Here is a 24179-nt window from a genome sequence, read left to right as displayed (position 1 = left end):
GACCGATCCTTGTGTGGGTTCTTCTATTAAGGGCGGGAGTATAACGCCGGCTCAGAAACTGGCGGCGACCCGCTCGGCGATGGCCAGGCTGGCGGTCAGCCCCGGCGACTCGATGCCGAACAGATTGACCAGCCCCGCCAGGCCGTGGATGCCAGGGTGTTGGATGACGAAGTCGGCGGCCGGTTCCCCGGGGCCGACCAGCTTGGCCCGCACGCCGCAGTAGGCCGGCTGCAGGCGGGCCGGGTCGAGGGCCGGGAAGTAGCGGGCGATGGCCGCGGCGAAGGGTTGGCGCAGGCTCTCGTCGACACCGTAGTCCAGTGCGTCGACGTAGCGCACGTCCGGCCCGAAGCGCAGCTGGCCGCCGAGGTCGAGGGTGGCGTGGATGCCCAGGCCGGCGGTATTCGCTTCGGGCATGGGGTAGATCAGGCGGGAGAAGGGGCTGCGCCCGCTGTAGCCGAAGTAGCGGCCCTGGCACAGGCGCAGCGGCGGCGCCTCGCGCAGGCCTTGGGTGTGCTGGGCGAGGTGTTGGGCGAATGGGCCGGCGGCATTGATCACCCGTTCGGCGCGCAGGGCGAAGGGCTGGCCGGCGCTGCTACCCTCGACCCGCCAGCCCCCGGGCATGGGGTGCAGGCCGTCGACCCGGGTACGCAGTACCAGTTGCGCGCCGCCGGCTTCGGCGACGGCCAGCAGCGACTGCAGGTAGGCATGGCTGTCGAGGATGCCGGTGCTGGGCGAGAGCAGGGCGGCGGCGCCGCGCACGGCAGGTTCCAGTGCGGCGAGCTGGCGGGCGTCCAGCGCCTGCAGGTCATCCACGCCGCAGGCGCGGGCATTGCCCTGCAGGGCTTCCAGGCGGGCGATCTCGTCCGGCTCCACCGCCACCAGCAGCTTGCCGATGCGCCGGTGCGCCACGCCGTGGCGCGCGCACCAGGCGTACAGGCGCTCGCGGCCCTCCAGGCACAGCTTGGCCTTGAGCGAGCCGGGCGGGTAGTAGAGGCCGGCGTGGATCACCTCGGAGTTGCGGCTGGAGGCGTGGCTGCCGATCAGCCCCTCCTGCTCGACGATCAGGCAGCTCAAACCGGGCCGGGCCAGGCGCGCGGCGCAGGCCAGGCCGAGGGCGCCGGCGCCGATGATCAGCAGGTCGATGGAGTCCATGGCGTGTCCGGTGGGCGGGTCTGGCGGCAGCGGCCCATCCGTTGCCGGCGTTCTGGGAGTAGGCTGGCAGCATAACAACAAGGCATCGTCAGCGAGGTTGCCAATGAATGTGGTGGTGATGGCCGTGCCGCTGTATATCCTGCTGATCCTGCTGGAGCTCGCCTACGAGCGCTGGAGCGGCCGGCACACCTATCGCCTGGCCGACGCGGTGACCAGCATCGATACCGCCGTGCTGCGCGTGCTGCTGGAAGGACCGCTGCGCCTGCTGCTGGTGATTCCCTATGCCTGGCTGTACGAGCATGCGCGGCTGTGGACGCTGGATCCGACTTCGCCCTGGACCTGGCTGCTCGGCTTCGTCGCCGTGGATTTCTGCTTCTACTGGGCGCACCGCAGCCTGCACCGCTACAACCTGCTGTGGGGTGCGCACCAGCCGCACCACAGCAGCGAGGACTTCAACCTGTCCACCGCCCTGCGCAAGGGCGCCTTGCAGCCCGCCTTCGATTGGCCCTTCTACCTGCCGCTGGCCCTGCTCGGCCTGCCGCTGCCGCTGTTCCTGGTGCTGCTCGGCGCGCAGCTGGTCTACCAGTTCTGGATTCACAGCCAGCATATCGGCCGCCTGGGGTTCCTCGAGTGGTTTATGGTCACGCCGAGCAACCACCGCGTGCACCACGGGCAGAACGACGCCTACATCGACCGCAACCACGGCGGCGTATTCATCGTCTGGGACCGCCTGTTCGGCACCTTCGCCGACGAGGACGAGCCGGTGCGCTTCGGCGTGACCACCCCGGTGCGCACCTTCGATCCGCTGCGCCTGCAGTTCTCCTGGTGGCGCCTGCTCTGGGCCGACGCGCTGGCGACGCGCTCCTGGTGGGACAAGCTGCGCCTGTGGTGGATGCCCACCGGCTGGCGCCCGGCGGATGTCGCCGCGCGGCCCTGGCCATCGATGCGCGAGGACAAGTTCGACTGCGCCTATCCGGCCAGCCTGAGGTGGTACGCCTTCGTCCAGTTCGTGGCGATCAATGCCATGGCCCTCGGTTATCTGGCCGCGCTCAGGCAGGCCGAGCTGTGGCAGGCGCTGCTGCTGGTGCCGCCGGTGCTGGCCGGCTGCGTCGGCCTGGGCCTGCTGTTCGAGGGGCGGCGCGCGTTATGGAAGGTGGAAGCCGCTCGTCAGCTGCTGATGGCCGGCATGGCGCTGGCCTGGGCGCTGTGGCTGGCGCCGCAGCAGCTGGCGCTGGGCCTGGGCCTGGGTCTGGTTGGGCTGTGCCTGGCCAGCCTGCTGTGGCTGGTGTGGCTGGCGGCCAGGCCGCAGTTTGCGCGGGCTTAGGCTGGGGCCGCGCAGGTAGGCTCAGCAAGGGTGCGGCGCTGGGTTTCGGCGCTGCGCGCCTCTACCTGCGCGGTCCGACCCAGCCTACAGGCTATCCAGCGGCAGGCCGCTGCGCGCGGCCAGGGCCTGGCTCTCCAGATGGTCCTTGGGCGCCGCCAGGTGCAACTGCTTGCCGGCCTCGCGCGCCATGCGCCGCGCCTCGTCGAGGATGCGCCGGCCCACGCCGCGCTTGCGGTCGGGCTTGCGCACGCACAGGTGCGACAGGCGCCAGTGCGCCTCGCCGCGCTCCAGCAGGGCGGCGCCGAGCAGGCGGCCGTCGAGGCGCCCGGCGATCAGCCTGCCGCTGCCGATGCCGTCGGCCAGCAGGGCGTCGATGCTGGCGTAGGGCGCCAGCAGCCAGTCCGGTGCGTCGGCGTAGACCTTGCCCAGGTCGCTGTGATCCTGGGCAGACGGGCGGCTGACGATTTCTAGCAGAACGGGCATGCTGCCTCCTCGCGACGGGAACCTGCAGTGTAAGGCTCCGTCAATCGCCCCGATAGCCCGCGTCGGTAGCCGGCCAAGCCGTGCCCCGCCTATAATGGCGGCCTTTTTCCATGAGTAGCCTGTGGAGCTGGAGATGGCCGAACGTACGGCATCCGTCGAGCGCAACACCCTGGAGACCCAGATCAAGGTCTCGATCAACCTGGATGGCACCGGCAAGGCCAAGTTCGATATTGGCGTGCCGTTCCTCGAGCACATGCTCGACCAGATCGCCCGTCACGGCCTGATCGACCTGGACATCCATTGCAAGGGCGACCTGCACATCGACGACCACCACACCGTGGAAGACGTCGGCATCACCCTCGGCCAGGCCTTCGCCAAGGCCGTCGGCGACAAGAAGGGCATGACCCGTTACGGCCACTCCTATGTGCCGCTGGACGAGGCGCTGTCACGCGTGGTGATCGACTTCTCCGGCCGCCCCGGCCTGCAGATGCACGTGCCCTTCACCCGCGCGGTGGTCGGCGGCTTCGACGTGGACCTGTTCCAGGAGTTCTTCCAGGGCTTCGTCAACCATGCTCAGGTGTCGCTGCATATCGACAACCTGCGCGGGCACAACACCCACCACCAGATCGAGACCGTGTTCAAGGCCTTCGGCCGCGCCCTGCGCATGGCCGTGGAGCTGGACCCGCGCATGGCCGGGCAGATGCCGTCGACCAAGGGCACCCTGTAAATGCAGACCGTCGCTGTTATCGATTACGGCATGGGTAACCTGCACTCGGTGGCCAAGGCGCTGGAGCATGTCGGCGCCGGCCGCGTGGTCGTCACCAGCGATGCCAATGTGATCCGCGAGGCCGATCGCGTGGTGTTCCCCGGCGTTGGCGCGATCCGCGACTGCATGGCCGAAATCAAACGCCTGGGCTTCGACGCCCTGGTGCGCGAGGTCAGTCAGGACCGGCCGTTCCTCGGCATCTGCGTCGGCATGCAGGCCCTGCTGGAGCGCAGCGAAGAGAACGGTGGGGTCGACTGCATCGGCCTGTTCCCCGGCCAGGTGCGCTTCTTCGGCAAGGACCTGGTCGAAGACGGCGAGCAGCTCAAGGTGCCGCATATGGGCTGGAACGAAGTGCGGCAGAGCCTCGACCACCCGCTCTGGCACGAGATTCCGGATATGGGCCGCTTCTACTTCGTGCACAGCTACTACATCGAGGCCGGCAACCCGGCCCAGGTGGTCGGCCGCGGCCACTACGGCAAGGACTTCGCCGCGGCCCTGGCCGAGGGCTCCAGGTTCGCCGTGCAGTTCCACCCGGAGAAGAGCCATAGCCACGGTCTGCAGCTGCTGCAGAACTTCGTCGGCTGGGATGGTCGCAGGTGAGCCGCAAGCTTCAAGCGGCGAGCCACAAGTTTGATTCGCGCTTGCTTGCAGCTTGAGGCTTGCAGCTTGCCGCTCTTTTTGACGTTAGGAAAAAAGCGATGCTGATTATCCCCGCTATCGATCTGAAGGACGGCGCCTGCGTGCGCCTGCGCCAGGGCCGCATGGAAGACTCCACGGTGTTCTCCACGGACCCGGTGAGCATGGCCGCCAAGTGGGTCGAGGGCGGTTGCCGCCGCCTGCACCTGGTCGACCTCAACGGCGCCTTCGAGGGCCAGCCGGTCAACGGCGAGGTGGTCACCGCCATCGCCCGGCGCTACCCGAACCTGCCGATCCAGATCGGCGGCGGCATCCGTACCCTGGAGACCATCGAGCACTATGTGCGCGCCGGTGTCAGCTACGTGATCATCGGCACCAAGGCGGTGAAGGAGCCTGAGTTCGTCAGCGAGGCATGCAAGGCCTTCCCCGGCAAGGTCATCGTCGGCCTGGATGCCAAGGATGGTTTCGTCGCCACCGACGGCTGGGCCGAGGTCTCCAGCGTGCAGGCCACCGACCTGGCCAAGCGTTTCGAGGCCGACGGCGTATCCGCCATCGTTTATACCGACATCGCCAAAGACGGCATGATGCAGGGCTGCAACGTCGAGGCCACCGCGGCCTTGGCCGCCGCCAGCAAGATTCCGGTGATCGCTTCCGGCGGCATCCACAACCTCGGCGATATCGAGAAGCTGCTAGCCGCGAGGGCCCCCGGCATTATCGGCGCCATCACCGGCCGCGCGATCTACGAAGGCACCCTGGACGTGGCCGAGGCGCAGGCCTTTTGCGATGCAGCGGCAAGCGGCAAGCCCCAAGCTTCAAGTTGAGGCGCTGCCTGCTCTGGCTTCGTCTTGAGGCTTTGAGCTTGTAGCTTGCAGCTCTTTTTCGGAGAAAAACATGGCATTGGCTAAGCGCATCATCCCCTGCCTCGACGTGGACAACGGTCGCGTGGTCAAGGGCGTCAAGTTCGAGAACATCCGCGACGCCGGCGACCCCGTCGAAATCGCCCGCCGCTACGACGAGCAGGGCGCCGACGAGATCACCTTCCTCGACATCACCGCCAGCGTCGATGGCCGTGACACCACCCTGCACACGGTCGAGCGCATGGCCAGCCAGGTGTTCATCCCGCTGACCGTGGGAGGCGGCGTGCGTACCGTGCAGGACATCCGCAACCTGCTCAATGCCGGTGCCGACAAGGTATCGATCAACACCGCCGCGGTGTTCACCCCCGAATTCGTCGGCGAGGCGGCCGACCGCTTCGGCTCGCAGTGCATAGTGGTGGCCATCGACGCCAAGAAGGTTGCGCCGGGGCGCTGGGAGATCTTCACCCACGGCGGACGCAAGCCGACCGGCCTGGATGCGGTCGAGTGGGCGAAGAAGATGGAAGGCCTGGGCGCCGGCGAGATCCTCCTGACCAGCATGGACCAGGACGGCGTGAAGAGCGGCTACGACCTCGGCGTGACCCGCGCCATCAGCGAGGCCGTGGGCATCCCGGTGATCGCCTCCGGCGGCGTCGGCAATCTGGAGCACCTGGCGGCCGGTATCCTCGAGGGCAAGGCCGACGCGGTGCTGGCGGCGAGCATCTTCCACTTCGGCGAGTACAGCGTGCCGGAGGCCAAGGCCTATCTGGCCAGCCGCGGCATAGTGGTGCGTTGACGTCCAGCTGTGCGGAAGTCGTTAGCCGGCCTCGCTGACGGACGGCTAAAATGATAGGGATAAGTTCGTCGCCGACGAACCTCCCTTTTCATCGACAAGGAGTCCCCATGCTCTTCCCCAGGCTGCTGGCCCTGCTTCTGCTATTGGTCGGCACCGTTTCCGCACGTGCCGAGTCCCTGGTCCTGCTCACGGAAAACCTCCCTCCCTTCAACATGGCCGTCAGCGGTGGCAACTTCGCCCGCGACGAAGGCATCACCGGCATCAGCGCGGAGACCCTGCGCCTGGTCTGTCAGCGTGCCGCCGTCGAGTGCCGGCAGATTCTCCGCTTCCCCTGGCAGCGGGTGTACGACCAGGCTCTCAAGGACGCGGGCTATGGCCTGTTCTCTGTGGCGCGCACTGCCGAGCGCGAGGCGCTGTTCAAGTGGGTCGGCCCCATCGCCGGCGAAGACTGGGTGCTGCTGGCGCGGGGCGACTCGTCGATCCGGCTGGGCAGCCTGGAGCAGGCCCGCCAGTATCGCCTGGGCGGCTACAAGGGCGATGCACCGAGCCAGAGGCTGGTCGACGATGGTCTGACCGTGCAGCTGTCGCTGTATGACAAGGAGAACCCCGAGCGTCTGGCCAAGGGCCAGATCGATCTGTGGGTGACCTCATCGATCGCCGGCCAGTACCTGGCTCGCCAGCAGGGCTATCGGGACTTCCGCGTGGCGCTGACTTTCGGGCGCGGCGACCTCTATCTGGCGCTCAACCGGCAGACCGCCGATGCCACCGTGGACAAGCTGCGCGCCGCCCTCGAACAACTACGCGGCGAGGGCCAGCTGCAGGCCATCGCGCAGAAGTACTGAGGCGCCACAGCTGCGCTAAAGTGGTGCGCTGCTTACCCGCTTTCGCCGCTGAGTGACTCCTCTGGTCGATGCCGGCGTGACGCAATTCAAGGTAGCCGGCGGGTGGCGTCGGCACTATGCTGGTTTCCTTCCGCGCCGGTCGGCATACCGGTCGGACGCCGCCCATCGCGGGCGGTCACTTGCAGAGAAGTCGTCCAAACAACCATAACTCCGGAGCTGTACTGCAATGCTGAAATATCTGCGCAAGGCCCTGTCTATCGGTCTGCTCGCCCTAGCTGGTGGCGCGCACGCCGAAATCACCGAAGACTACAAGGTGATACTGCTGACGGAGAACTTCCCGCCGTTCAACATGGCCATCGACGAGAAGAACTTCGCCCGCGACGAGAATATCGACGGCATCAGCGCCGACCTGACGCGCGCAATCTTCAAGCGCGCCGGCATTGGCTACAACCTGAGCCTGCGCTTCCCCTGGGACCGCATCTATCGCCTGACCCTGGACAAGCCCAACTACGGCCTGTTCTCCACCACCTATACCGAGGAGCGCAAGCCGCTGTTCAAGTGGGTCGGTCCCTTGGCCAAGAGCGAGTGGGTACTGCTGGCCGCGCCGGGTAGCAGCATCAAGCTGAACAGCCTGAAGGAGGCGGCCAAGTACACCATCGGTGCCTACAAGAACGATGCGGTGAGCCAGCACCTCGAGGCCCAGGGCATGACGCCGATCAACTCGCTGCGTGATCAGGAGAACGTGGCCAAGCTGATGAGCGGCAAGATCGACCTGTGGGCCACCACCGACCCGGTCGGCCGCTACATCGCCAAGCAGGAAGGTGCCAGTGGCCTGCAGGTGGCGCTGCGCTTCAACAGCGCCGAGCTTTACCTGGCGCTGAACAAGGAGACCCCGGACGAGGTGGTCGAGCGTCTGCAGAAGGCGTTGGACGAGTTGCGCGCCGAAGGCTACGTCGACGAGATTACCAACAGCTATCTCTGAGTCGCCCAGACCGCCCGGCGCCGTTGCGCCGGGGCGGTGTCTCCGTGCTACCCTGCAGCCCCGGGCCGGCCGTCGTGCCCGTCGCGGGCGGGAGGTCGCTGCCTTCCCGTCTCTCCCGACTGTCAAGGAAACGGATATGCTGTCGAAGCGACTGACCAGACTGTTGCTGGGCGCTGGCCTGCTGTTCTCCTCCCTGGTGCATGCCGAGCTGCCTGAGGACTACAGGGTGGTGCTGCTCACCGAGAACTTCCCGCCCTACAACATGGCCACCAACGGCAAGAACTATGCCCGTGAGGAGAACCTCGCGGGCATAGCCGTGGAGGTGGTGCGCGAGACCTTCAACAAGGCCGGCATCCAGTACCACATGACTCTGCGTTTCCCCTGGGCGCGCATCTACAAGATGGCCCTGGAGATGCCGAATCACGGCGTCTTCGTCGCGGCCAAGCTGCCCGAGCGGGAGAAGCTGTTCAAGTGGGTCGGCCCGATCGGCCCGGACGACTGGGTGATGCTGGCACGGGCCGACAGCACCATCAACCTGATCAGCCTGGAGCAGGCCAAGTCCTACAAGGTCGGCGCCTACAAGGGTGATGCCATCGAGGAGCACCTGCTCAAGCAGGGGCTGCAGCCGATCAGCTCGTTCCGCGACCAGGAGAACGCGCACAAGCTGCAGGCAGGTAAGATCGACCTGTGGGCCACCGGCGACCCCGCCGGCCGCTATCTGGCCAAGCAGGAGGGCGTCACCGGCCTGAAGACCGTACTGCGCTTCGACAGTGCCCAGCTGTACCTGGCGCTGAACCCGGAGACCCCGGACGAGGTGGTTGAGCGTCTGCAGAAGGCGCTCGACGGGCTGCGCGCCAGCGGCCGGGTGGAGCAGATCTTCCAGAGCTACGTGCAGTAAGCGGGCTGCGCAAAGAAGGCCCGGAGGGCAGTGCTGCCGTCCGGGCCCGGTAGCGCTCGTCGGGCTCAGTGCGCGGGCTGGCGCCGGTACTCGGTGGTGGTGATGCCGGCCACACCCCAGTTATCGGTGTCGACCTCCTCGATGACGATATGGGTCAGCTCGGGGCGCTTGTTCAGCACCCGTTGCAGGGTCTCGGTGAACTCGGCGATGACCTGGGCTTTCTGCTCGCGGGTGACGCCGTCCTTGGTGATGCGCAGGCTGATGAAGGGCATGTCGTTGACTCCTGTGGGTTGGGGGAAGGGTTACCAGGCGCCGCTGCTCATACCGCCGTCCACCGGCAGCACGGCGCCGGTGGTGAAGGCGGCCTCGCTGAGGTGCAGCACCGCCTCGGCGATCTCCTGCGGCGTGCCGATGCGTCCGGCCGGCTGCAGGTCGGCGAGGAAGGCATGGCTTTCGGGGGCATGCATGGGCGTGTCGATCAGCCCCGGCGCCACGGCATTGACCTGCACGTTGTGCGGGGCGAGTTCCAGGGCCAGGGCGCGGGTCATCTGGTTGAGGCCGCCCTTGATCAGCACCGGCAGCGCCGCCGGCACCTTGAGCAGGGGCTGCAGGGCGATGCTGGCGGTGATGTTGACGATATGCCCGCTGCGCCGTTCGATCATGTGGGCGGCGACCGCCTGGCTGGCGTACACCACGCCCTTGAGGTTGGTGGCGAGCAGCCGTTCCAGCTCCTCCGCGGCGTAGTCGGCGAAGGGTTTGGCGATGAACACGCCGGCGTTGTTGACCAGCACGTCGATGCGGCCGAAGCGTTGCAACGTGCGCTCGACCAGCAGGTCGGCGGTGGCCGGCTCGGCGATATCGCCGGCGACGCCGAGAAAGCGCTCGCCCAGGCGGGCGGCGGCCTGCTCCAGGCGCATGGCATTGCGCGCGTTGCCGACCACGTTGTAACCGCGGGCCAGGAAGGTTTCGGCGATGGCCAGGCCGATGCCGCTGGAGGCACCGGTGACGATCGCCGTTTTCGCTGTGTCGTGCATGACAGACTCCTCGGGATGGGGCACCGGGGAGCCGGTGCGCTGTCGGGCACTGTATTCAGGACGAAAATGTGGATAAATCTGGCTTAGATCACTTCACTTGATACATGGTGTAATTAATGCAGCGCAGCTTCGACGACATTCAGCTCGGCAGCATCGAGCTGTTCTGCCTGGCGGCGGAACTGGGTGGCTTCACCGCGGCGGCGCGCGCCGCCGGCGTCACGCCGGCCGCCGTCAGCCGCTCGGTGGCGCGGCTGGAGGCGCGCCTGGGCGTGCGCCTGTTCGTGCGCAGCACCCGACACATCCGCCTGACCGAGGGCGGTCGCGGCTACTTCGAGCAGTGCCGCCAGGCGCTGGCGCAACTGGTGGAGGCCGAGCGCCAGGTTAGCGGGCAGCAGCAGGAGGCCCTGGGCACCCTGCGCGTCAGCCTGCCCACCACCTACGGCCACCACCGCGTGCTGCCGCTGTTGCCGCGCTTTCGCCAGCGCTACCCGGGAGTCCAGGTGGAGGTGCACCTGAGCAACCGCAATATCGATTTCATCGAGGAGGGCTACGACCTGGCCGTGCGGGTGCGTGCCCAGCCGGACTCGGGGCTGATCGCCCGCCACCTGGAGCATGCCGCGCTGGTGGTGGTGGCGGCGCCCGACTACCTGCGCCGCGCCGGCGTGCCGAGCGAGCTGGAGCAGCTGGTCGAGCACGAGTGCATCCAGTTCGAGCTGCCCAGCAGCGGCCGGCGCATCCCCTGGCTGTTTCGCGAGCAGGGCCGCGAGCGCGAGCTGTTCACAGCGGGGGGTTACTGCTGCTCCGCCGATGTGCTCGGCGGGGTGACCCTGGCGCGCAGCGGCGCCGGCCTGTTCCAGGCCTATCGTTTCACCGTCGAGCCGCTGCTGGCCAGTGGCGAGCTGGTGGAGGTGCTGCAGCCCTATGCGGGGGCCTCGCGGCCCTTCACCCTGCTCTATCCACATGCCCGTCATGTGCCGATCCGTGTGCGCGTGTTCGTCGACTTCCTGCTCGCCGCCGCGCGTGAGTGGGAGTCTTGAGCGGCGCTGTCCGTGTCGGTCGCCGCCGACACCCGGCGGCGACTTGTGCTTGTCTTTCTCTGCAAGACTCCGAGCTATGGGGGTATTAGACTCCTGACATCACGACAAGGAGATGTGGATGCGCGCAGCGATCTTGCTTGGCCTGCTGCTGGGCGTGGCCTCGCATGTAACCGCCGATCCCCTGCAGGAGGCCATGGCCGAACTGCAGCCCAGTTCATTGAACCAGGCCGCCCAGCGCGCCGAGCTGGCCTGGTTCGCCGAGGCCGGCAAGGCGTTCGCCGGCATGCAGGTGCGGGTGATCAGCGAGCGTATCGACACCCATTGGTACGAGGCCAACGTGCTGGCCCCGCTGTTCGGTCGCCTCACCGGCATCCGTGTGATCCACGAGATCAGCGGCGAGGACGACGTGGTCAACAAGCTGCGCACCCAGCAGGAGACCGGCCTGCCGCTGTACGACGCCTATATCAGCGACAGCGATCTGCTCGGCCAGCACTTCCGTGACGGCCAGGTACTGGTGCTCTCCGACTTCATCGCCGGCGAGGGCGCGAGCGTGACCCTGCCGACCCTCGATCTGGCCGACTTCATCGGCCTGCCCTTCGTCACCGCCCCCGACGGCAAGCTCTATCAGCTGCCGGACCAGCAGTTCGCCAATCTCTACTGGTATCGCCAGGACTGGTTCGAGCGCCCCGAGCTGCGCCGGGATTTCCGCCGCCGCTATGGTTACGAGCTGGACGTGCCGCAGAACTGGAGCGCCTACGAGGACATCGCCGCCTTCTTCACCGAACAGGTGGGCGAGATCGACGGGCAGCGCGTGTACGGTCACATGGACTACGGCGGCTTCGACCCCTCTCTCGGCTGGCGCCTGTCCGACGCCTGGCTGGGCATGGCCGGGGTGGCCGATCCGGGCTTGCCCAACGGCCTGCCGGTGGACGACTGGGGCATCCGCGTGGAAGGCTGTCGCCCGGCCGGCGCCAGCATGGCACGTGGCGGTGCACTGGACAGCCCGGCGGCGGTCTACGCCGTGCAGCGCTATGTCGACTGGCTGCAGCGCTACGCGCCGCCTGAGGCGCAGCGGATGAGCTTCAATCAGGCCGGCAATGTCGCCGCCCAGGGACACATCGCCCAGCAGATCTTCTGGTACACCGCCTTCACCGCCGATTACACCAAGCCGGGCAGCCCGGTGGTGGATGCCGAGGGCAAACCCAGGTGGCGCATCGCGCCCTCGCCGCGCGGCGCTTACTGGCGCGAGGGCATGAAGTCCGGCTACCAGGACGTCGGCGCCTGGACCCTGCTCAAGGCCACGCCCCTGCGCCAGCGCCAGGCCGCCTGGCTGTACGCCCAGTTCGTCACCGCCAAGAGCGTGTCGTTGCGCAAGACCCTGGTCGGGCTGACGCCGATCCGCCGCTCCGACCTGGACTCGCCGGCCCTGCTGGCCGAGGCGCCGCGCCTGGGCGGACTGGTGGAGTTCTACCGCAGCCCGGCGGCGCGGCGCTGGACGCCGACCGGCTCCAATGTGCCGGACTACAGCGGCATGGCCAGCCTTTGGTGGCGCCAGCTGCACCCGGCGGTCTCCGGCCGGCTCAGCGCGGCCCAGGCGCTGAGCAACCTGGCGCAGGCCTTCGACGGTCACCTGGAGCGGCTCGGCCGGCGTCAGGCGCATCCCTGCGCGCCGCGACTGAACTCGCCGCGCGAGGCCGGCTACTGGCTCAGTCAGCCAGGTGCGCCCTGGCCGCAACTGGACGACGAGCGACCGGCGGGGCGTACCCTGCCCTATCAGGAGGCCCTGCGTGCGTGGGATTAGTCTGCTGCTGACACTGTTGTGCAGCCTGCCGCTGGCCGCCGCCGAACTGCGCCTGTACGCCTGGGAGCGCCCGCCGCTGGTGCAGCAGCGCGCGGAGGGGGGCGCCTCGGGACTGGTCGTCGAGCTGACCGCCGAGCTGTTTCGCCGAGCCGATATTCCCTATCGCCTGGAGTTCCTGCCGCTGCAGCGTGCCCTGCTGCATGTGCGTCAGGAGCAGGACAGCTGCGTGCTACTGGTGGAGCGCCAGCAGGAGCGCGAGCCCTACTTCGCCTGGGTCGGCCCGCTGCTGGTATCGCGCCTGGGCCTGTACGCCAAGGCCGACGACGACCTGCAGCTGCGCAGCCTGGCGCAGGCGGGTGGCCTGGGCATTCTCAGTCACCAGGGCTCGGGCGCCGGCGAGTATCTGCAGACGGTAGGCCTGCAGGTGATCTACTCGAACAAGGAGTCGCTCAATCTGAGCATGCTGCAGCGCAGCCGGGCGCGTCTGTGGGCCACCAGCTCGGCGGTGGTCGCCTCGCTCGGGGTCCAGCCGGCGCCGCGCGAGGTGCTACCCTTCCTCACCCTGATGGAAGACATCGCCTGTAACCCCGGGTTGCCGCCCGCCCGCCTGCAGCGCCTGCGCGAGACGCTGCTGCAACTCTATCGTGAGGGCTGGGTGCAGGCGCGCTATCGCCAGCACGGCCTCGACCTGCACTGAGCTGCAGTCAATTCCCCGAGGATGAGCGCAGCTAGGCCTCGTTCGCCAAGTCGCCGGGCGGCGCAGGCAGATCGGTCTGTGTCGCCTGCTCGCGCAGCAGCTCGCACAGGCGCTGCGCGGCGGGCGACAGGCTGTGCCCGGCGCGGCTGACGATGCCGTAGGCGGAGTGCGCGGCCTGTTCCGGCAGCTGCAGTGGCAGCAGGGCCAGGCGGCCGGCGGCGATGTCCTGGGCCACCACGTCCCAGGGCGCCATGCTCAGCGCCGTGCTGTCCGAGACCAGTTCCTTGAGTACCATGAAGTTGTCGCAGGCGATGCTCAGGGGCTGCTCGCGGCCGCTGATCCGACTCAGCATCTCGGCCACCTGCGTGGGCAGCTGGGTGCCGGCCAGGGGATAGTCGAGCAGGTCTTGTGGCTGTAGTTGCCGGCGCTGCAGCAATGGGTGGCGGGGGTGGCAGAACAGCACGCCGGGGTAGCTGGGCAGGGCCTCCACTCGCAGCTGCGGGTCGCCTTGCAGCTCGCGGCAGTCGGCGATGAACAGCTCGACCTCGCCGTTCAGCAGGCGCTCGTGCAGTTGCTGCCAGTTGTCGATCAGCAGTTGCAGATGCACGCCGGGGTGCTGCCTGGCGAAGGCGCCCAGCGCCCTGGGCACCAGGCGCGCGGCTGGGTAGGGGCCGGCGCCGAGGCGCAGCTCGCCGCTGGCCAGGTTGCCCAACTGGCTCACCGCATTGCTCAGCGCCCGGCTGCCGGCGAGCAGGCGCCGGGCATGCTCCAGCACCAGCCGGCCATGGGCGGTGAGGCTGATGCCACGGCTGTGACGATCGACCAGGCGGCATCCGAGGCCGTTCTCCAGCGCCTGGATGCTGCGGCTCAGCGCCGGCTGGCTGAGGTGTACGGCCTCGGCGGCGCGGGCGAAGTGGCCCTGTTCGGCCAGGGCGACGAAGTGACGGAGTTGGCGCAGATCATTCATGCGTTAAGTGCATCTATCCATGAAAAAGAATGCATTGGAATTATTGCACGGGCTGGGTCAGCCTGCGGGCATTCCAACAAGCACAGCGAGCCGCATCATGAACCTGTCCTGCCGTTTCGCCGGGCTGCTGCTGGCCGCCAGCCTGCCGCTCTCGACCACTGCCGCGCTGCCCGAGGAGCGTATCGAGCCGAGCATCCATCCGGAGCTGAAACGGCACAGCGAGCACTTCGCCCAGAAACTGTACAAGGTCGCCGACAACGTCTGGTCGGCGGTCGGCTGGCAGCTCGCCAACGTGGTGGCGATCGAGGCGCCCGAGGGGCTGATCATCGTCGACACCGGCGAGTCGGTGAGCGAGTCGCGCAAGATCATGGAGGAGCTGCGCAGGGTCAGCGACAAGCCGGTCAGGGCGGTGGTCTACACCCATTTCCACCCCGACCACATCAACGGCGTGCAGGCCTTTGCCAGCCCCGAGCAGGTGGCCAGCGGCGAGGTGCGGATCTACGCCCACGAGACCCTGCTGGCCAACGTGGTGGCCCAGGGCGCGCAGGTCGGGCCGATTCTCGGCGTGCGCTCGGCCTACAGCTTCGGCACCTTTCTCGATGCGGCGGACAAGCGCGACATGAACGGCGGCATCGGTCCGCAGGCCAAGGCCGAGCCCTCGACCTTCATCGCCCCGACCCACACCTTCAAGGACCGGCTGGACACCACCATCGCCGGCCTGCCGGTGCAGTTCCTTCATGCGCCCAGCGAGGCGCCGGACGAGATCGTCCTGTACCTGCCGGACAACCGCGTGCTGATCAGCGCCGAGGTCGACCAGGGGCCGACCCTGCCGAACATCCACACCCTGCGTGGCACCAAGTTCCGCGACCCGGTGCAGTGGGTCGCCAGCCTCGACCTGCTGCGCTCGCTGCGGGCCGAGCACATGGTGCCGCTGCACGGGCGCCCGGTGAGCGGTGCGGCGCAGGTCGAGGAGGTGCTGCGCATGACCCGCGACGGCATCGCCTACATCCATGACCAGACCGTGCGCTGGATGAACAAGGGCCTGACCCCGGACGAGCTGGTGGAGAAGGTCAAGCTGCCGCCGCACCTGGCCGGCTACACCCCCTACCTGCGCGAGTACTATGGCACGGTCAAGCACAGCGTGCGGCAGATCTACAACGGCTACCTGGGCTGGTTCCAGGGCGACCCGGTCGATCTCGACCCGGTCCCGCCCAAGGACAAGGCCGAGCGCCTGATCGCCCTGCTGGGTGGGCGCGACAAGCTGCTGCTGGCCGCCGGCGAGGCCTATCTGCAGGGCGATTACCAGTGGGCCGCCGAGCTGGCCGGCTACGCCATTCGCGTGGACAACAGCGATCGTCTGGCCCGCGACATCAAGGCGCGCAGCCTGCGCAAGCTGGGCTACGCCAGCATGAACATCAACTGGCGCAACTGGTACCTGACCAGTGCCATGGAGCTGGAGGGCAAGTTCGACGGTGACGACGTGCGCGCGCAGGCCAAGGTGCTGCGCGGCGTGTTCCTCTCGCCGCAGATGGTGAAGAACTTCACCCCGCAGGCCTTCCTCGGCAACTGGGTGACACGCATCGACCCGGAAAAGTCGGCCGAGGTGCAACTGACCCTGGGCTTCGAGTTTCCCGATGTCGGCGAGCGCTGGGCGTTGGAGGTGCGTCGCGGCGTGGCCCAGCTGCACCGCGGCATTCCCGAGGGTACCGGGCTCAAGCTGAGCATGGACAAGCGCTTCATGGACAGCCTGCTGACCGGTGAGGGCGGTTTGCTCAAGGGCATGCTGCTGGGCGATGTCGAGGTCGAAGGCAACCTGCTGGACATCAAGACCTTCCTCGCCTGCTTCGACTTCGGTGAAGAGCCTTTTGGTTTGACCGTTCGCTGAGCAGTGCCAGGGCGGTAGGGGTGAGTGTGAGGATCAGTACGTCGATGAATAGATGCTTACGACCCCAGCAAGAAGATCGTGGCCTGCTCTTAGCTGCTCTTCTATCTTATCTGCCCAGCCAGCGCGGAATACGCCGCTCCAGATAGAAGTCCGGGCGCCGTGGCGAGCCGCCGATAAAGCCGACATGGCCGCCCCTGGCGTGCAGCTCCAGGCGGGTGCTGGCGGACAGTTCGTGGGCCTCGGGCAGGCTGTGGGGGAAGACGAAGGGGTCGTCGCTGGACTGGATGATCAGGGTGCGGGTGCGGATCTCGCCCAGGTAGAAGCGGCTGGAGGCGCGCCGGTAGTAGTCGTCGACATCGGCGTAGCCGTGCAGTGGCGCGGTGAAGCGGCCGTCGAAGTCCCAGAAGGTGCGCATGCCCTCCAGCGGCCCCAGTTCGCGCAGGGCGGCCAGGCGCTCGTGGTGGCCCTCGTCGGTGAAGCGCTGCTGCTTGTCGCGCACGTAGGCGACCAGCTCGCGCATGAAATGCGCCTGGTAGACCTTGGAGAAGCCGCGGTCGATGCGCTCGGCGCAGTGGTCCAGGCGAAAGGGCACCGACACCGCCACCGCCGCCTGCAGGCCGGAGTCGGCGGCGGTCTCGCCTAGGTACTTGAGCAGCACGTTGCCGCCCAGCGAGTAGCCCACCGCGTACAGCGGCGCCAGCGGCCGCTGCGCCTGCAGATGGCGCAGCACATGCCCGACGTCCTCGCTGACGCCGGAGTGGTAGCCGCGCGGCAGCAGGTTGGGCTCGCCGGAGCAGCCGCGCCAGTTCAGCGCCACGCTGGCCCAGCCGCGCGCCGCCAGCTGCTGCTGCAGGCCGAGCACATAGTGCGAGCTGGACGAGCCGGTCAGCCCGTGCAACACCAGCACCAGCGGCGTGCGCGCCTCGTGCGGGCCGTGCCAGTCGAGGTCGAGGAAGTCGCCATCCTCCAGCCACAGGCGCTCGCGGCGCCGTTCGAGGCGCGGCGGCGTGCGGCACAGCGAGCCGAACAGGGTCTGCAGGTGCGGGCCGGGCAGCCACCAGGCGGGTTGGAAATCGGGCGTCATGCAGGCAAGGATAGCGGGCAAAGCGCCAGGCTAGAGCGTCGGGCGATAAAGCGAAAGCATCATTGGCCGGGCGAATGTGGGGGTTGTTGGAGCGAGCTCTGCCCGCGAAGCTTCTGCGGAGATGGGTTCGCGAGCAGAGCTCGCTCCTGTCTCATGCATCCGGGCTGCGTGAGTGGTTTCAGCGCCGAGGAGTCGCGCGCCATGTCAGCCGCGCTGCCACAGCGAGTAATGCACCTGCCCGGCCTGTTTCTCGCGGTGCAGCCGCCAGTTGCCCGGCGGGCCCAGGGTCGAGGGGGCGGCCTCGCTCTCGCAGTAGATCCAGGCGCGCGGCGCCAGCCAGCCGCGCTCCTCCAGCAGGTGGCAGGCCGGGGCCAGCAGGTTCTGGTGGAAGGGCGGATCGAGGAACACCAGGTCGAAGGGCATAGGCGCCTGGTTCTCCAGGTAGCGCAGGGCGTCGACCTGTTGCACCTGGCCGCTGTCGCAGCGCAGGGTGGCGAGGTGACCGCGCAGGGCGGCCACCGACTGCGGGTTGAGGTCCAGGCCCAGGGCGCCGGCGGCGCCGCGCGACAGCGACTCCAGCAGCATGGCGCCGCTGCCGGCGAAGCAGTCCAGCACGCGGGCGCCTTGCACATGGGGCGCCAGCCAGTTGAACAGGGTCTCGCGTACCCGGTCCGGGGTCGGGCGCAGGCTCGGACCATCGGGGAAGGCGAAGCGCCGCGAGCGCCACTGGCCGGCGATGATGCGCAGCTGGCCGCCGCCTTGCTTGGCCTGGGGGTTGGGTTTGCCGCTGGACTTGCGCATCAGTGCTCCGGAGGGCCGGCGGGGCGCTCGGCGGGCTTGTCGGTGGGGGGCGGCAGCGGCTGCTGGGCGACGCTGGGGCCGGCGCTGACGATCACCAGCTTGTCGGTGTCCAGGTGCTTGGCCATGGCCGTTTTTACCTGCTCGACCGTCAGCCCCTGCAGCTCGGCCATGAAGTCGTCGAGGTAGCTCAGCGGCAGGTCGTAGAAGCCCATGGCGCCGAGTTGGCCGACTATGTCGGCGTTGCTCGCGGTGCTCAGCGGGAAGCTGCCGAGCATCTCGCGCTTGGCCTGGGCCAGCTCCTGCTGGGTCGGGCCATTGGCCAGGTAGTCGCGCAGTATGCCCTGCACCAGCTCTAGGGTGCCCTGGCTCAGCTCGGCGCGGGTCTGCAGGTTGATCATGAACGGCCCGCGCGCCTGCATGGCGCTGAAGCCGGAGTAGACGCCGTAGGTCAGACCGCGCTTCTCGCGCACCTCTTCCATCAGGCGGGTGCCAAAGCCGCCGCCGCCGAGGATCTGGTTGCCCAGGATCAGCGCGGCGTAGTCCGGCTCGCGGCGGTCGACGCCGAGCTGGGCCAGCAGCAGGTGGGTCTGGTTGGAGGGGTACTCGATATGGCTGAGGCCGGCCTCGGGCTGCTCGGGCTGGGCGATGGGCGGCAGCGCCGGGCCCTTGGGCAGGGCGGCGGAGACGCGCGCGGCCATGGCCTCGGCCTCGGCGCGCGAGAGGTCGCCGACCAGGGCGATCACCACATTGCCGGCGGCGTAGGCCTTCTGGTGGAAGGCGCGCAGCTGGGCGCTGTCGATGCCCGGCACCGACTGCTCGTTGCCCTCGCTGGAGTGGGCGTAGGGGTGGTCGCCGTAGAGGCGCTCGAACAGGGCGATGCCGGCCAGCTTGCCGGGGTTCTGCTTCTGGTACTGGAAGCCGGCCAGCAGCTGGTTCTTGATCCGCGCCAGGGCCTCCTCGGGGAAGCTCGGCTGGCCGACCACCTGCTCGAACAGGGCCAGGGCCGCTTCGCGCTGCTGCGCGTCGCTGAGGCTGCGCAGGCTGGCGACGGCCATGTCGCGATAGGCGCCGTTGCCGAACTCGGCGCCCAGGCTCTCGAAGCCCTCGGCGATGGCGGTGGAGTCCTTGCCGGGCACGCCTTCGTTGAGCATGGCATTGGTCAGGGTGGCCAGGCCGGGCACGCCCTCGTCGCGGCTGCTGCCGGCGGCGAAGGTCAGGCGCAGGTCGAACATCGGCAGCTGGCGCGCCTCGACGAACAGCACCTTGGCGCCCTCGGCGGTCTGCCATTGCTGGATGTCCAGTGGGCGCTTGCTCGGCGCCTGGCCGTTGATGGCGGCCAGCGATTCCAGGCCGGTGGCGGGCGGCGGCGCCTGCTCGGTGCGCTGGGCGATCAGCGCCAGCAGGCCGATCAGCAGGATCAGGCCGAGGCCGAGCAGGCCGTGATTGAGGGTGTTGCGCGCGCTCATGGCTGCACTCCTTCTGCGGTCTGTTCGGGCAGGACATGGGCGACGGCCAGGCGCGAGCGGGTGAAGAAGGTCTGCGCGGCCTTCTGGATGTCCGCGGGGGTCACCGCCTCCAGGGCGGCCAGGTCCTGGTCCATCAGGCGCCAGGACAGGCCGACGCTCTCCAGCGAGCCGATGGTGGTGGCCTGGCTGGTGATCGAGTCGCGCTCGTAGACCAGCCCGGCGATCACCTGGGCGCGCACCCGGGCCAGTTCGTCGGCGCTCGGCGGGGTGCGCTGCAGGTCCTCCAGCTCCGCCCACAGGCCGGCCTCGGCCTGCTCCAGGGTCTTGCCCTTCTGCACATTGGGCGTGGCGCTGAGCAGGAACAGGCTGTCGCCGCGCTCGAAGGCGTCGTAGCTGGCCGAGGCGCCGGAGACCAGCTCCCGGCCACGCTCCAGGCGTGCCGGCAGGCGGGCGCTGGAGCCGCCGTCGAGCAGCGCGGCGGTCAGGCGCAGGGCATGCACCTGGCGGGCGTCGGCGCTGGTGGCCAGGCCAGGCACGTTGAAGCCCATCAGCAGGGTCGGCAGCTGGGTCTTCACGTGCAGGCGCAGGCGCCGCTCGCCGGGCTCGGCCAGCTCGCGGGGGGCCTTGGCCGGCGCCACTGGGCGCCGGGCGATGGCGCCGAAGTACTTCTCGGCCAGGGCTTGCACTTCGTCTTTGCTGACGTCGCCGACCACCACCAGGGTGGCGTTGTTCGGCGCGTACCAGGCCTGGTACCAGGCGCGCAGATCCTCGATGGTCATGCGCTCGAGGTCGGCCATCCAGCCGATGGTCGGGGTGTGGTAGCCGCTGGCCGGGTAGGCCATGGCCTTGAAGCGCTCGTAGGCCAGCGACGTCGGCTTGTCGTCGGTGCGCAGGCGGCGCTCCTCCTTGATCACCTCGATCTCGCGGGCGAACTCGTCGGCCGGCAGCTTGAGGCTGGCCAGGCGGTCGGCCTCCAGCTCGAAGGCCACGGCCAGGCGGTCGCGCGACAGCACCTGGTAATAGGCGGTGTAGTCGGCGCTGGTGAAGGCGTTCTCCTCGGCGCCGAGGTCGCGCAGGATGCGCGAGGCCTCGCCGGGGCCGAGCTTGCGGCTGCCCTTGAACATCATGTGCTCGAGGGCGTGGGACAGGCCGGTGGCGCCGGGCGCCTCGTAGCTGGAGCCGACCTTGTACCAGAGCTGGGAGACCACCACCGGGGCGCGGTGATCCTCGCGGACTATGACCTTGAGGCCGTTGTCCAGCTGGAATTCGTGGGTCGGCTGGGGTTCGGCGGCGAGGGCCGCCAGGGGCATGCAGAGCGCAGTGAGGAGCAGGCCGGCGCAGCGGCGGGCAAGTGGTGTCATAAGATGTCTCGACCTGGCGGGCGGCCCGGGCGGTCGTACCGCCGGCGGGCGAAGAGGTGCTAGGATACCGCATCCTTTTCCGGGGCGGCGCGCGACCCGTGCGGTCCCTCTGAGATGCCTTAGACCCATGTTTGGTTCCAACGACGACAAGCAGTCGCCGGAGCAGTCCGGCGAGAAGAAATCCCTGTTCGGCTGGCTGCGCAAGAAGCCGCAGGACGAGCAGGCGACGCCCGAGCAGGCAGCCCCCGCGCCGGCGGTCGAGCCAGTCGGGCCGGCGAGTCCGGTGACGAGCGAAGCTCCGGCCGCGCCCACGGTCGAGCCCGCGCCGGCGCCCGCTGAGGCGGCAGCGGTCCCCGTTGCGCCCACCGAATCGGTAACCGGCGCGCCGCCCGCGCCCGTCGCTTCTGCGGCCAGTGCCGAGCCGGTCGCCGAGGGCCCCGTGGCCCCCGAGACTCGGCCCGAGGTCGCGGCTCAGTCCGAGGCCGAGGCGCCGCGCCCGGCCTTCTCGCGCTTTCGCATCAACGCCGGCAGCGAAGTCACCCATCCGGTGCACGAGCAGCCGCTGCCGGTCGAGGTGCTCCCCGAGCCGCAGCCGCTCGCGGCGGCGCCGGTGCAGGTCGAGCAGAGCAAGCCCGGCGACAACCAGGGCGGCTGGTTCGCCCGCCTCAAGCAGAGCCTGAGCAAGACCAGCGCCAGCCTGGGCGAGGGCATGGCCAGCCTGTTCCTCGGCAAGAAGGCGATCGACGACGAGCTGCTCGAGGAGCTGGAGACCCGCCTGCTGACCGCCGACGTCGGCGTCGAGGCCACCGGCGCCATCATCGGCAGCCTGACCAAGCGCGTGGCGCGCAAGGAGCTGGCCGACAGCGGCGCGCTGTACCTGGCCCTGCAGGAAGAGCTCGGTGGCCTGCTCAAGCCGGTCGAACAGCCGCTGCTGGTCAATGCCGAGAAGCAGCCCTATGTGATCCTGGTGGTCGGGGTGAACGGCGTCGGCAAGACCACCACCATCGGCAAGCTGGCCAAGAAGCTGCAGGGCGAGGGCAAGAAGGTCATGCTCGCCGCCGGCGACACCTTCCGCGCCGCCGCCGTCGAGCAGCTGCAGGTATGGGGCGAGCGCAACCAGATCGCGGTGATCGCCCAGCACACCGGCGCCGACTCCGCCTCGGTGATCTTCGATGCGGTGCAGGCGGCCAAGGCCCGCGGCGTCGACGTGCTGATCGCCGATACGGCCGGGCGCCTGCACACCAAGGACAACCTGATGGAGGAACTGAAGAAGGTCCGTCGGGTGATCGGTAAGCTGGACGAGACCGCGCCGCACGAAGTGCTGCTGGTGCTGGACGCCGGCACCGGGCAGAACGCGATCAACCAGACCAAGCAGTTCAACCAGGCCGTGGCCCTCACCGGCCTGGCCCTGACCAAGCTGGATGGCACCGCCAAGGGCGGGGTGATCTTCGCCCTGGCCAAGCAGTTCGGCCTGCCGATTCGCTACATCGGCGTCGGCGAAGGCATCGACGACCTACGCACCTTCGTCGCCACGGACTTCGTCCAGGCGCTCTTCGCGGAGAAGGAACAGGGATGATTCGATTCGAGCAGGTCGGCAAGCGGTATCCCAATGGCCATGTCGGGTTGCACGAACTGAGTTTCCGCGTGCGCCGCGGCGAGTTCCTCTTCGTCACCGGCCACTCCGGTGCCGGCAAGTCCACCCTGCTGCGCCTGCTGCTGGCGATGGAGCGGCCGACCAGCGGCAAGCTGCTGCTGGCCGGGCAGGACCTGGCGAGCATCACCAGCGCGCAGATTCCCTTCCTGCGCCGGCAGATAGGCGTGGTATTCCAGAACCACCAGCTGCTGTTCGATCGCAGCGTGTTCGACAATGTCGCCCTGCCGCTGCAGATCCTCGGCCTGGCCAAGGCGGATATCGCCAAGCGCGTTGGTGCCGCCTTGGAGCGCGTCTCGCTGTCGGACAAGGCCGAGCAGTTCCCCGCCGACCTGTCCACCGGCCAGCAGCAGCGCGTCGGCATCGCCCGCGCCGTGGTGCATCGCCCGGCCCTGCTGCTGGCGGACGAGCCCACCGGCAACCTCGACCCGCGCCTGGCCGCCGAGATCATGGGCGTGTTCGAGGACATCAACCGCCTCGGCACCACGGTGCTGATCGCCAGCCACGACCTGGCGCTGATCGCGCGCATGCGCCACCGCATGCTCACCCTGCAACGCGGCCGCCTGATCGGCGACGGGGAGGCCGGCTGATGAGCGACAGCCAGCGCAACATCAAGGCCGCCGAGCGGGTCGGCGCCGTGCAGAGCAAGGCCGACAAGCCGATCAAGCAGGGCCCGGACTTCGCCACCCTGTTCCGCGCCTGGGTCGAGAGCCACCGCGCCAGCCTGGTCGACAGCCTCGGCCGCCTGGTCGGCCAGCCGATCGGCAGCTTCTTCACCTGCCTGGTGATGGCCGTGGCGCTGTCGCTGCCCATGGGCCTGGCCCTGCTGCTGGACAACCTCGAGCGGCTCGGCGGCTCCTGGCAGAAGGCCGCGCAGATTTCCCTGTACCTGAAACTGGAGGCCGGCGATGACGCCGGTCTGCAGCTGCGCGACGAGGTCGCCGCCATGGCCGACGTGGCCGAGGCCGAGTTCATCGGCCGTGAGGCCGGCCTGGCGGCGTTCGAGCAGCAGTCCGGCCTCGGCCAGGCGCTGCGCGAGCTGCCGGAGAATCCGCTGCCCGCCGTGGTGGTGGTGACGCCCAAGGAGATCGACAAGCCGAGGCTGGAGGCCCTGCGCCAGCAGCTCGGCGAGATGCCCGGGGTCGACCAGGCGCAGCTCGACCTGCAGTGGGTGGAGCGGCTCTCCGCCATCCTCGGCCTGGGCGACCGTTTCGTCTTCGGCCTGACCCTGCTGCTGGTCATGGCCCTGCTGCTGGTGATCGGCAACACCATTCGCCTGCATATCGAAAACCGCCGCAGCGAGATCGAGGTGATCAAGCTGGTCGGCGGCACCGATGGCTATGTGCGCCGGCCCTTCCTCTATATGGGCGCGTTGTACGGCCTCGGCGCCGGCCTGCTGGCCTGGGGACTGCTGGCCTTCGGCCTGGACTGGCTGAACGACGCGGTGGTGCGTCTGGCCGGGCTGTACGGCAGCGACTTCGCCCTGGCCGGAGTGCCCGGCGCCGATGGTCTGTCGCTACTGTTAGGCGCGGTTTTCCTCGGCTATATTGGCGCCTGGCTGGCCGTGGCGCGGCATCTGAGCGAGCTCGCCCCGCGCTAGCAATTGGTTGATTTGGATCATTTTCTGAGCAACTGTAAGGGAACTTTTCCACAGGTTCCCGG

General features: G+C 68.6%; 23 protein-coding genes and 1 pseudogene. 15 read left to right on the top strand and 9 right to left on the bottom strand.

Annotated features, from left to right (window positions below; translation table 11 throughout):
• Positions 1–51: 51 nt before the first annotated feature.
• Positions 52–1152 carry an NAD(P)/FAD-dependent oxidoreductase gene (locus AAFN46_RS17740; protein WP_347810021.1) on the bottom strand — a complete coding sequence of 367 codons (1101 nt, stop codon included), beginning with the start codon at positions 1150–1152 and terminating at the stop codon, positions 52–54.
• A 103-nt stretch (positions 1153–1255) separates the two neighbouring features.
• Here AAFN46_RS17740 and AAFN46_RS17735 point away from each other — a divergent pair, with 103 nt between their 5' ends.
• Entirely contained in the window at positions 1256–2476 is a 1221-nt protein-coding gene (locus tag AAFN46_RS17735) for a sterol desaturase family protein (RefSeq protein ID WP_347810020.1), read from the top strand.
• Positions 2477–2560: 84 nt separating this feature from the next.
• On the opposite strand, the gene AAFN46_RS17730 is transcribed toward AAFN46_RS17735, so the two are convergent.
• Complete coding sequence (locus AAFN46_RS17730) at positions 2561–2959, bottom strand: acetyl-CoA sensor PanZ family protein (RefSeq protein ID WP_347810019.1); 399 nt, start codon at positions 2957–2959, stop codon at positions 2561–2563.
• 133 nt (positions 2960–3092) lie between these two features.
• Between AAFN46_RS17730 and hisB the strand changes: the two genes are divergently transcribed.
• The 7 genes from hisB (at position 3093) to AAFN46_RS17695 (ending at position 8733) form a co-directional block, all read left to right on the top strand.
• Positions 3093–3686, top strand: coding sequence for an imidazoleglycerol-phosphate dehydratase HisB (gene hisB / locus AAFN46_RS17725; RefSeq protein ID WP_347810018.1), 594 nt, complete (start codon positions 3093–3095; stop codon positions 3684–3686).
• Positions 3687–4325 (top strand): imidazole glycerol phosphate synthase subunit HisH, encoded by a 639-nt coding sequence (gene hisH / locus AAFN46_RS17720; RefSeq protein ID WP_347810017.1) that lies wholly within the window; start codon positions 3687–3689, stop codon positions 4323–4325.
• Positions 4326–4423: 98 nt separating this feature from the next.
• Positions 4424–5182 carry a 1-(5-phosphoribosyl)-5-[(5-phosphoribosylamino)methylideneamino]imidazole-4-carboxamide isomerase gene (gene hisA / locus AAFN46_RS17715; protein ID WP_347810016.1) on the top strand — a complete coding sequence of 253 codons (759 nt, stop codon included), beginning with the start codon at positions 4424–4426 and terminating at the stop codon, positions 5180–5182.
• 70 nt (positions 5183–5252) lie between these two features.
• Entirely contained in the window at positions 5253–6011 is a 759-nt protein-coding gene (gene hisF, locus AAFN46_RS17710; protein WP_347810015.1) for an imidazole glycerol phosphate synthase subunit HisF, read from the top strand.
• Between the two features lie 107 nt (positions 6012–6118).
• Positions 6119–6853, top strand: a complete 735-nt coding sequence (locus AAFN46_RS17705) for an ABC transporter substrate-binding protein (RefSeq protein ID WP_347810014.1) — start codon at positions 6119–6121, stop codon at positions 6851–6853.
• A 226-nt stretch (positions 6854–7079) separates the two neighbouring features.
• Entirely contained in the window at positions 7080–7835 is a 756-nt protein-coding gene (locus AAFN46_RS17700) for an ABC transporter substrate-binding protein (protein WP_347810013.1), read from the top strand.
• Positions 7836–7971: 136 nt separating this feature from the next.
• Complete coding sequence (locus tag AAFN46_RS17695) at positions 7972–8733, top strand: ABC transporter substrate-binding protein (protein ID WP_347810012.1); 762 nt, start codon at positions 7972–7974, stop codon at positions 8731–8733.
• Positions 8734–8798: 65 nt separating this feature from the next.
• Here the strand turns inward: AAFN46_RS17695 and AAFN46_RS17690 are convergent, their stop codons facing one another.
• A complete protein-coding gene (locus AAFN46_RS17690) occupies positions 8799–9005 on the bottom strand; it encodes a 4-oxalocrotonate tautomerase family protein (RefSeq protein ID WP_347810011.1) in 207 nt (68 codons plus the stop codon).
• Between the two features lie 30 nt (positions 9006–9035).
• A complete protein-coding gene (locus AAFN46_RS17685) occupies positions 9036–9767 on the bottom strand; it encodes an SDR family oxidoreductase (protein WP_347810010.1) in 732 nt (243 codons plus the stop codon).
• 116 nt (positions 9768–9883) lie between these two features.
• Between AAFN46_RS17685 and AAFN46_RS17680 the strand changes: the two genes are divergently transcribed.
• From AAFN46_RS17680 to AAFN46_RS17670, 3 genes are all read left to right on the top strand, one after another.
• On the top strand, positions 9884–10804 hold the full coding sequence (locus AAFN46_RS17680; protein WP_347810009.1) for a LysR family transcriptional regulator: 921 nt from the start codon (positions 9884–9886) through the stop codon (positions 10802–10804).
• Positions 10805–10922: 118 nt separating this feature from the next.
• A complete protein-coding gene (locus tag AAFN46_RS17675; protein ID WP_347810008.1) occupies positions 10923–12605 on the top strand; it encodes an ABC transporter substrate-binding protein in 1683 nt (560 codons plus the stop codon).
• On the top strand, positions 12592–13302 hold the full coding sequence (locus AAFN46_RS17670; protein ID WP_347810007.1) for a hypothetical protein: 711 nt from the start codon (positions 12592–12594) through the stop codon (positions 13300–13302). Before AAFN46_RS17675 ends, AAFN46_RS17670 begins: the two co-directional genes overlap by 14 nt.
• Before the next feature lie 31 nt (positions 13303–13333).
• Here AAFN46_RS17670 and AAFN46_RS17665 read toward each other — a convergent pair whose 3' ends face one another.
• On the bottom strand, positions 13334–14269 hold the full coding sequence (locus AAFN46_RS17665) for a LysR family transcriptional regulator (protein WP_347810006.1): 936 nt from the start codon (positions 14267–14269) through the stop codon (positions 13334–13336).
• Positions 14270–14366: 97 nt separating this feature from the next.
• On the opposite strand from AAFN46_RS17665, the gene AAFN46_RS17660 reads away from it, so the two are divergent.
• The gene (locus AAFN46_RS17660) at positions 14367–16154 is read left to right on the top strand and encodes an alkyl sulfatase dimerization domain-containing protein (protein WP_347810005.1); all 1788 of its coding nucleotides are present in this window, start codon (positions 14367–14369) and stop codon (positions 16152–16154) included.
• A gap of 106 nt (positions 16155–16260) precedes the next feature.
• On the opposite strand, the gene AAFN46_RS17655 is transcribed toward AAFN46_RS17660, so the two are convergent.
• The 4 genes and pseudogenes from AAFN46_RS17655 to AAFN46_RS17640 all read right to left on the bottom strand — a co-directional run.
• Positions 16261–17238 carry a hydrolase gene (locus AAFN46_RS17655; protein WP_347810004.1) on the bottom strand — a complete coding sequence of 326 codons (978 nt, stop codon included), beginning with the start codon at positions 17236–17238 and terminating at the stop codon, positions 16261–16263.
• A 204-nt stretch (positions 17239–17442) separates the two neighbouring features.
• Complete coding sequence (gene rsmD / locus AAFN46_RS17650; protein WP_347810032.1) at positions 17443–18039, bottom strand: 16S rRNA (guanine(966)-N(2))-methyltransferase RsmD; 597 nt, start codon at positions 18037–18039, stop codon at positions 17443–17445.
• Entirely contained in the window at positions 18039–19505 is a 1467-nt protein-coding gene (locus AAFN46_RS17645) for a pitrilysin family protein (RefSeq protein ID WP_347810003.1), read from the bottom strand. Before AAFN46_RS17645 ends, rsmD begins: the two co-directional genes overlap by 1 nt.
• Positions 19501–20866 (bottom strand): annotated as a pseudogene (locus AAFN46_RS17640) (pitrilysin family protein); the annotation flags it as partial. The pseudogene AAFN46_RS17640 and the gene AAFN46_RS17645, both read right to left, overlap by 5 nt.
• Positions 20867–20993: 127 nt before the next feature.
• On the opposite strand from AAFN46_RS17640, the gene ftsY reads away from it, so the two are divergent.
• Genes ftsY through ftsX form a run of 3 tightly spaced genes read left to right on the top strand, consistent with a single transcriptional unit; the run spans position 20994 to position 24117 of the window.
• The gene (gene ftsY / locus AAFN46_RS17635; RefSeq protein WP_347810002.1) at positions 20994–22442 is read left to right on the top strand and encodes a signal recognition particle-docking protein FtsY; all 1449 of its coding nucleotides are present in this window, start codon (positions 20994–20996) and stop codon (positions 22440–22442) included.
• Entirely contained in the window at positions 22439–23107 is a 669-nt protein-coding gene (ftsE, locus tag AAFN46_RS17630) for a cell division ATP-binding protein FtsE (protein WP_347810001.1), read from the top strand. Before ftsY ends, ftsE begins: the two co-directional genes overlap by 4 nt.
• Complete coding sequence (ftsX, locus tag AAFN46_RS17625) at positions 23107–24117, top strand: permease-like cell division protein FtsX (RefSeq protein ID WP_347810000.1); 1011 nt, start codon at positions 23107–23109, stop codon at positions 24115–24117. The genes ftsE and ftsX overlap by 1 nt, the downstream gene beginning before the upstream one ends.
• The last annotated feature ends 62 nt before the right edge of the window (positions 24118–24179 follow it).

Origin of the sequence: Pseudomonas sp. CAU 1711 (assembly GCF_039888625.1) — a bacterium.
GTDB lineage: Bacteria > Pseudomonadota > Gammaproteobacteria > Pseudomonadales > Pseudomonadaceae > Aquipseudomonas.
This window is presented reverse-complemented; position numbering and strand designations above follow the sequence as displayed.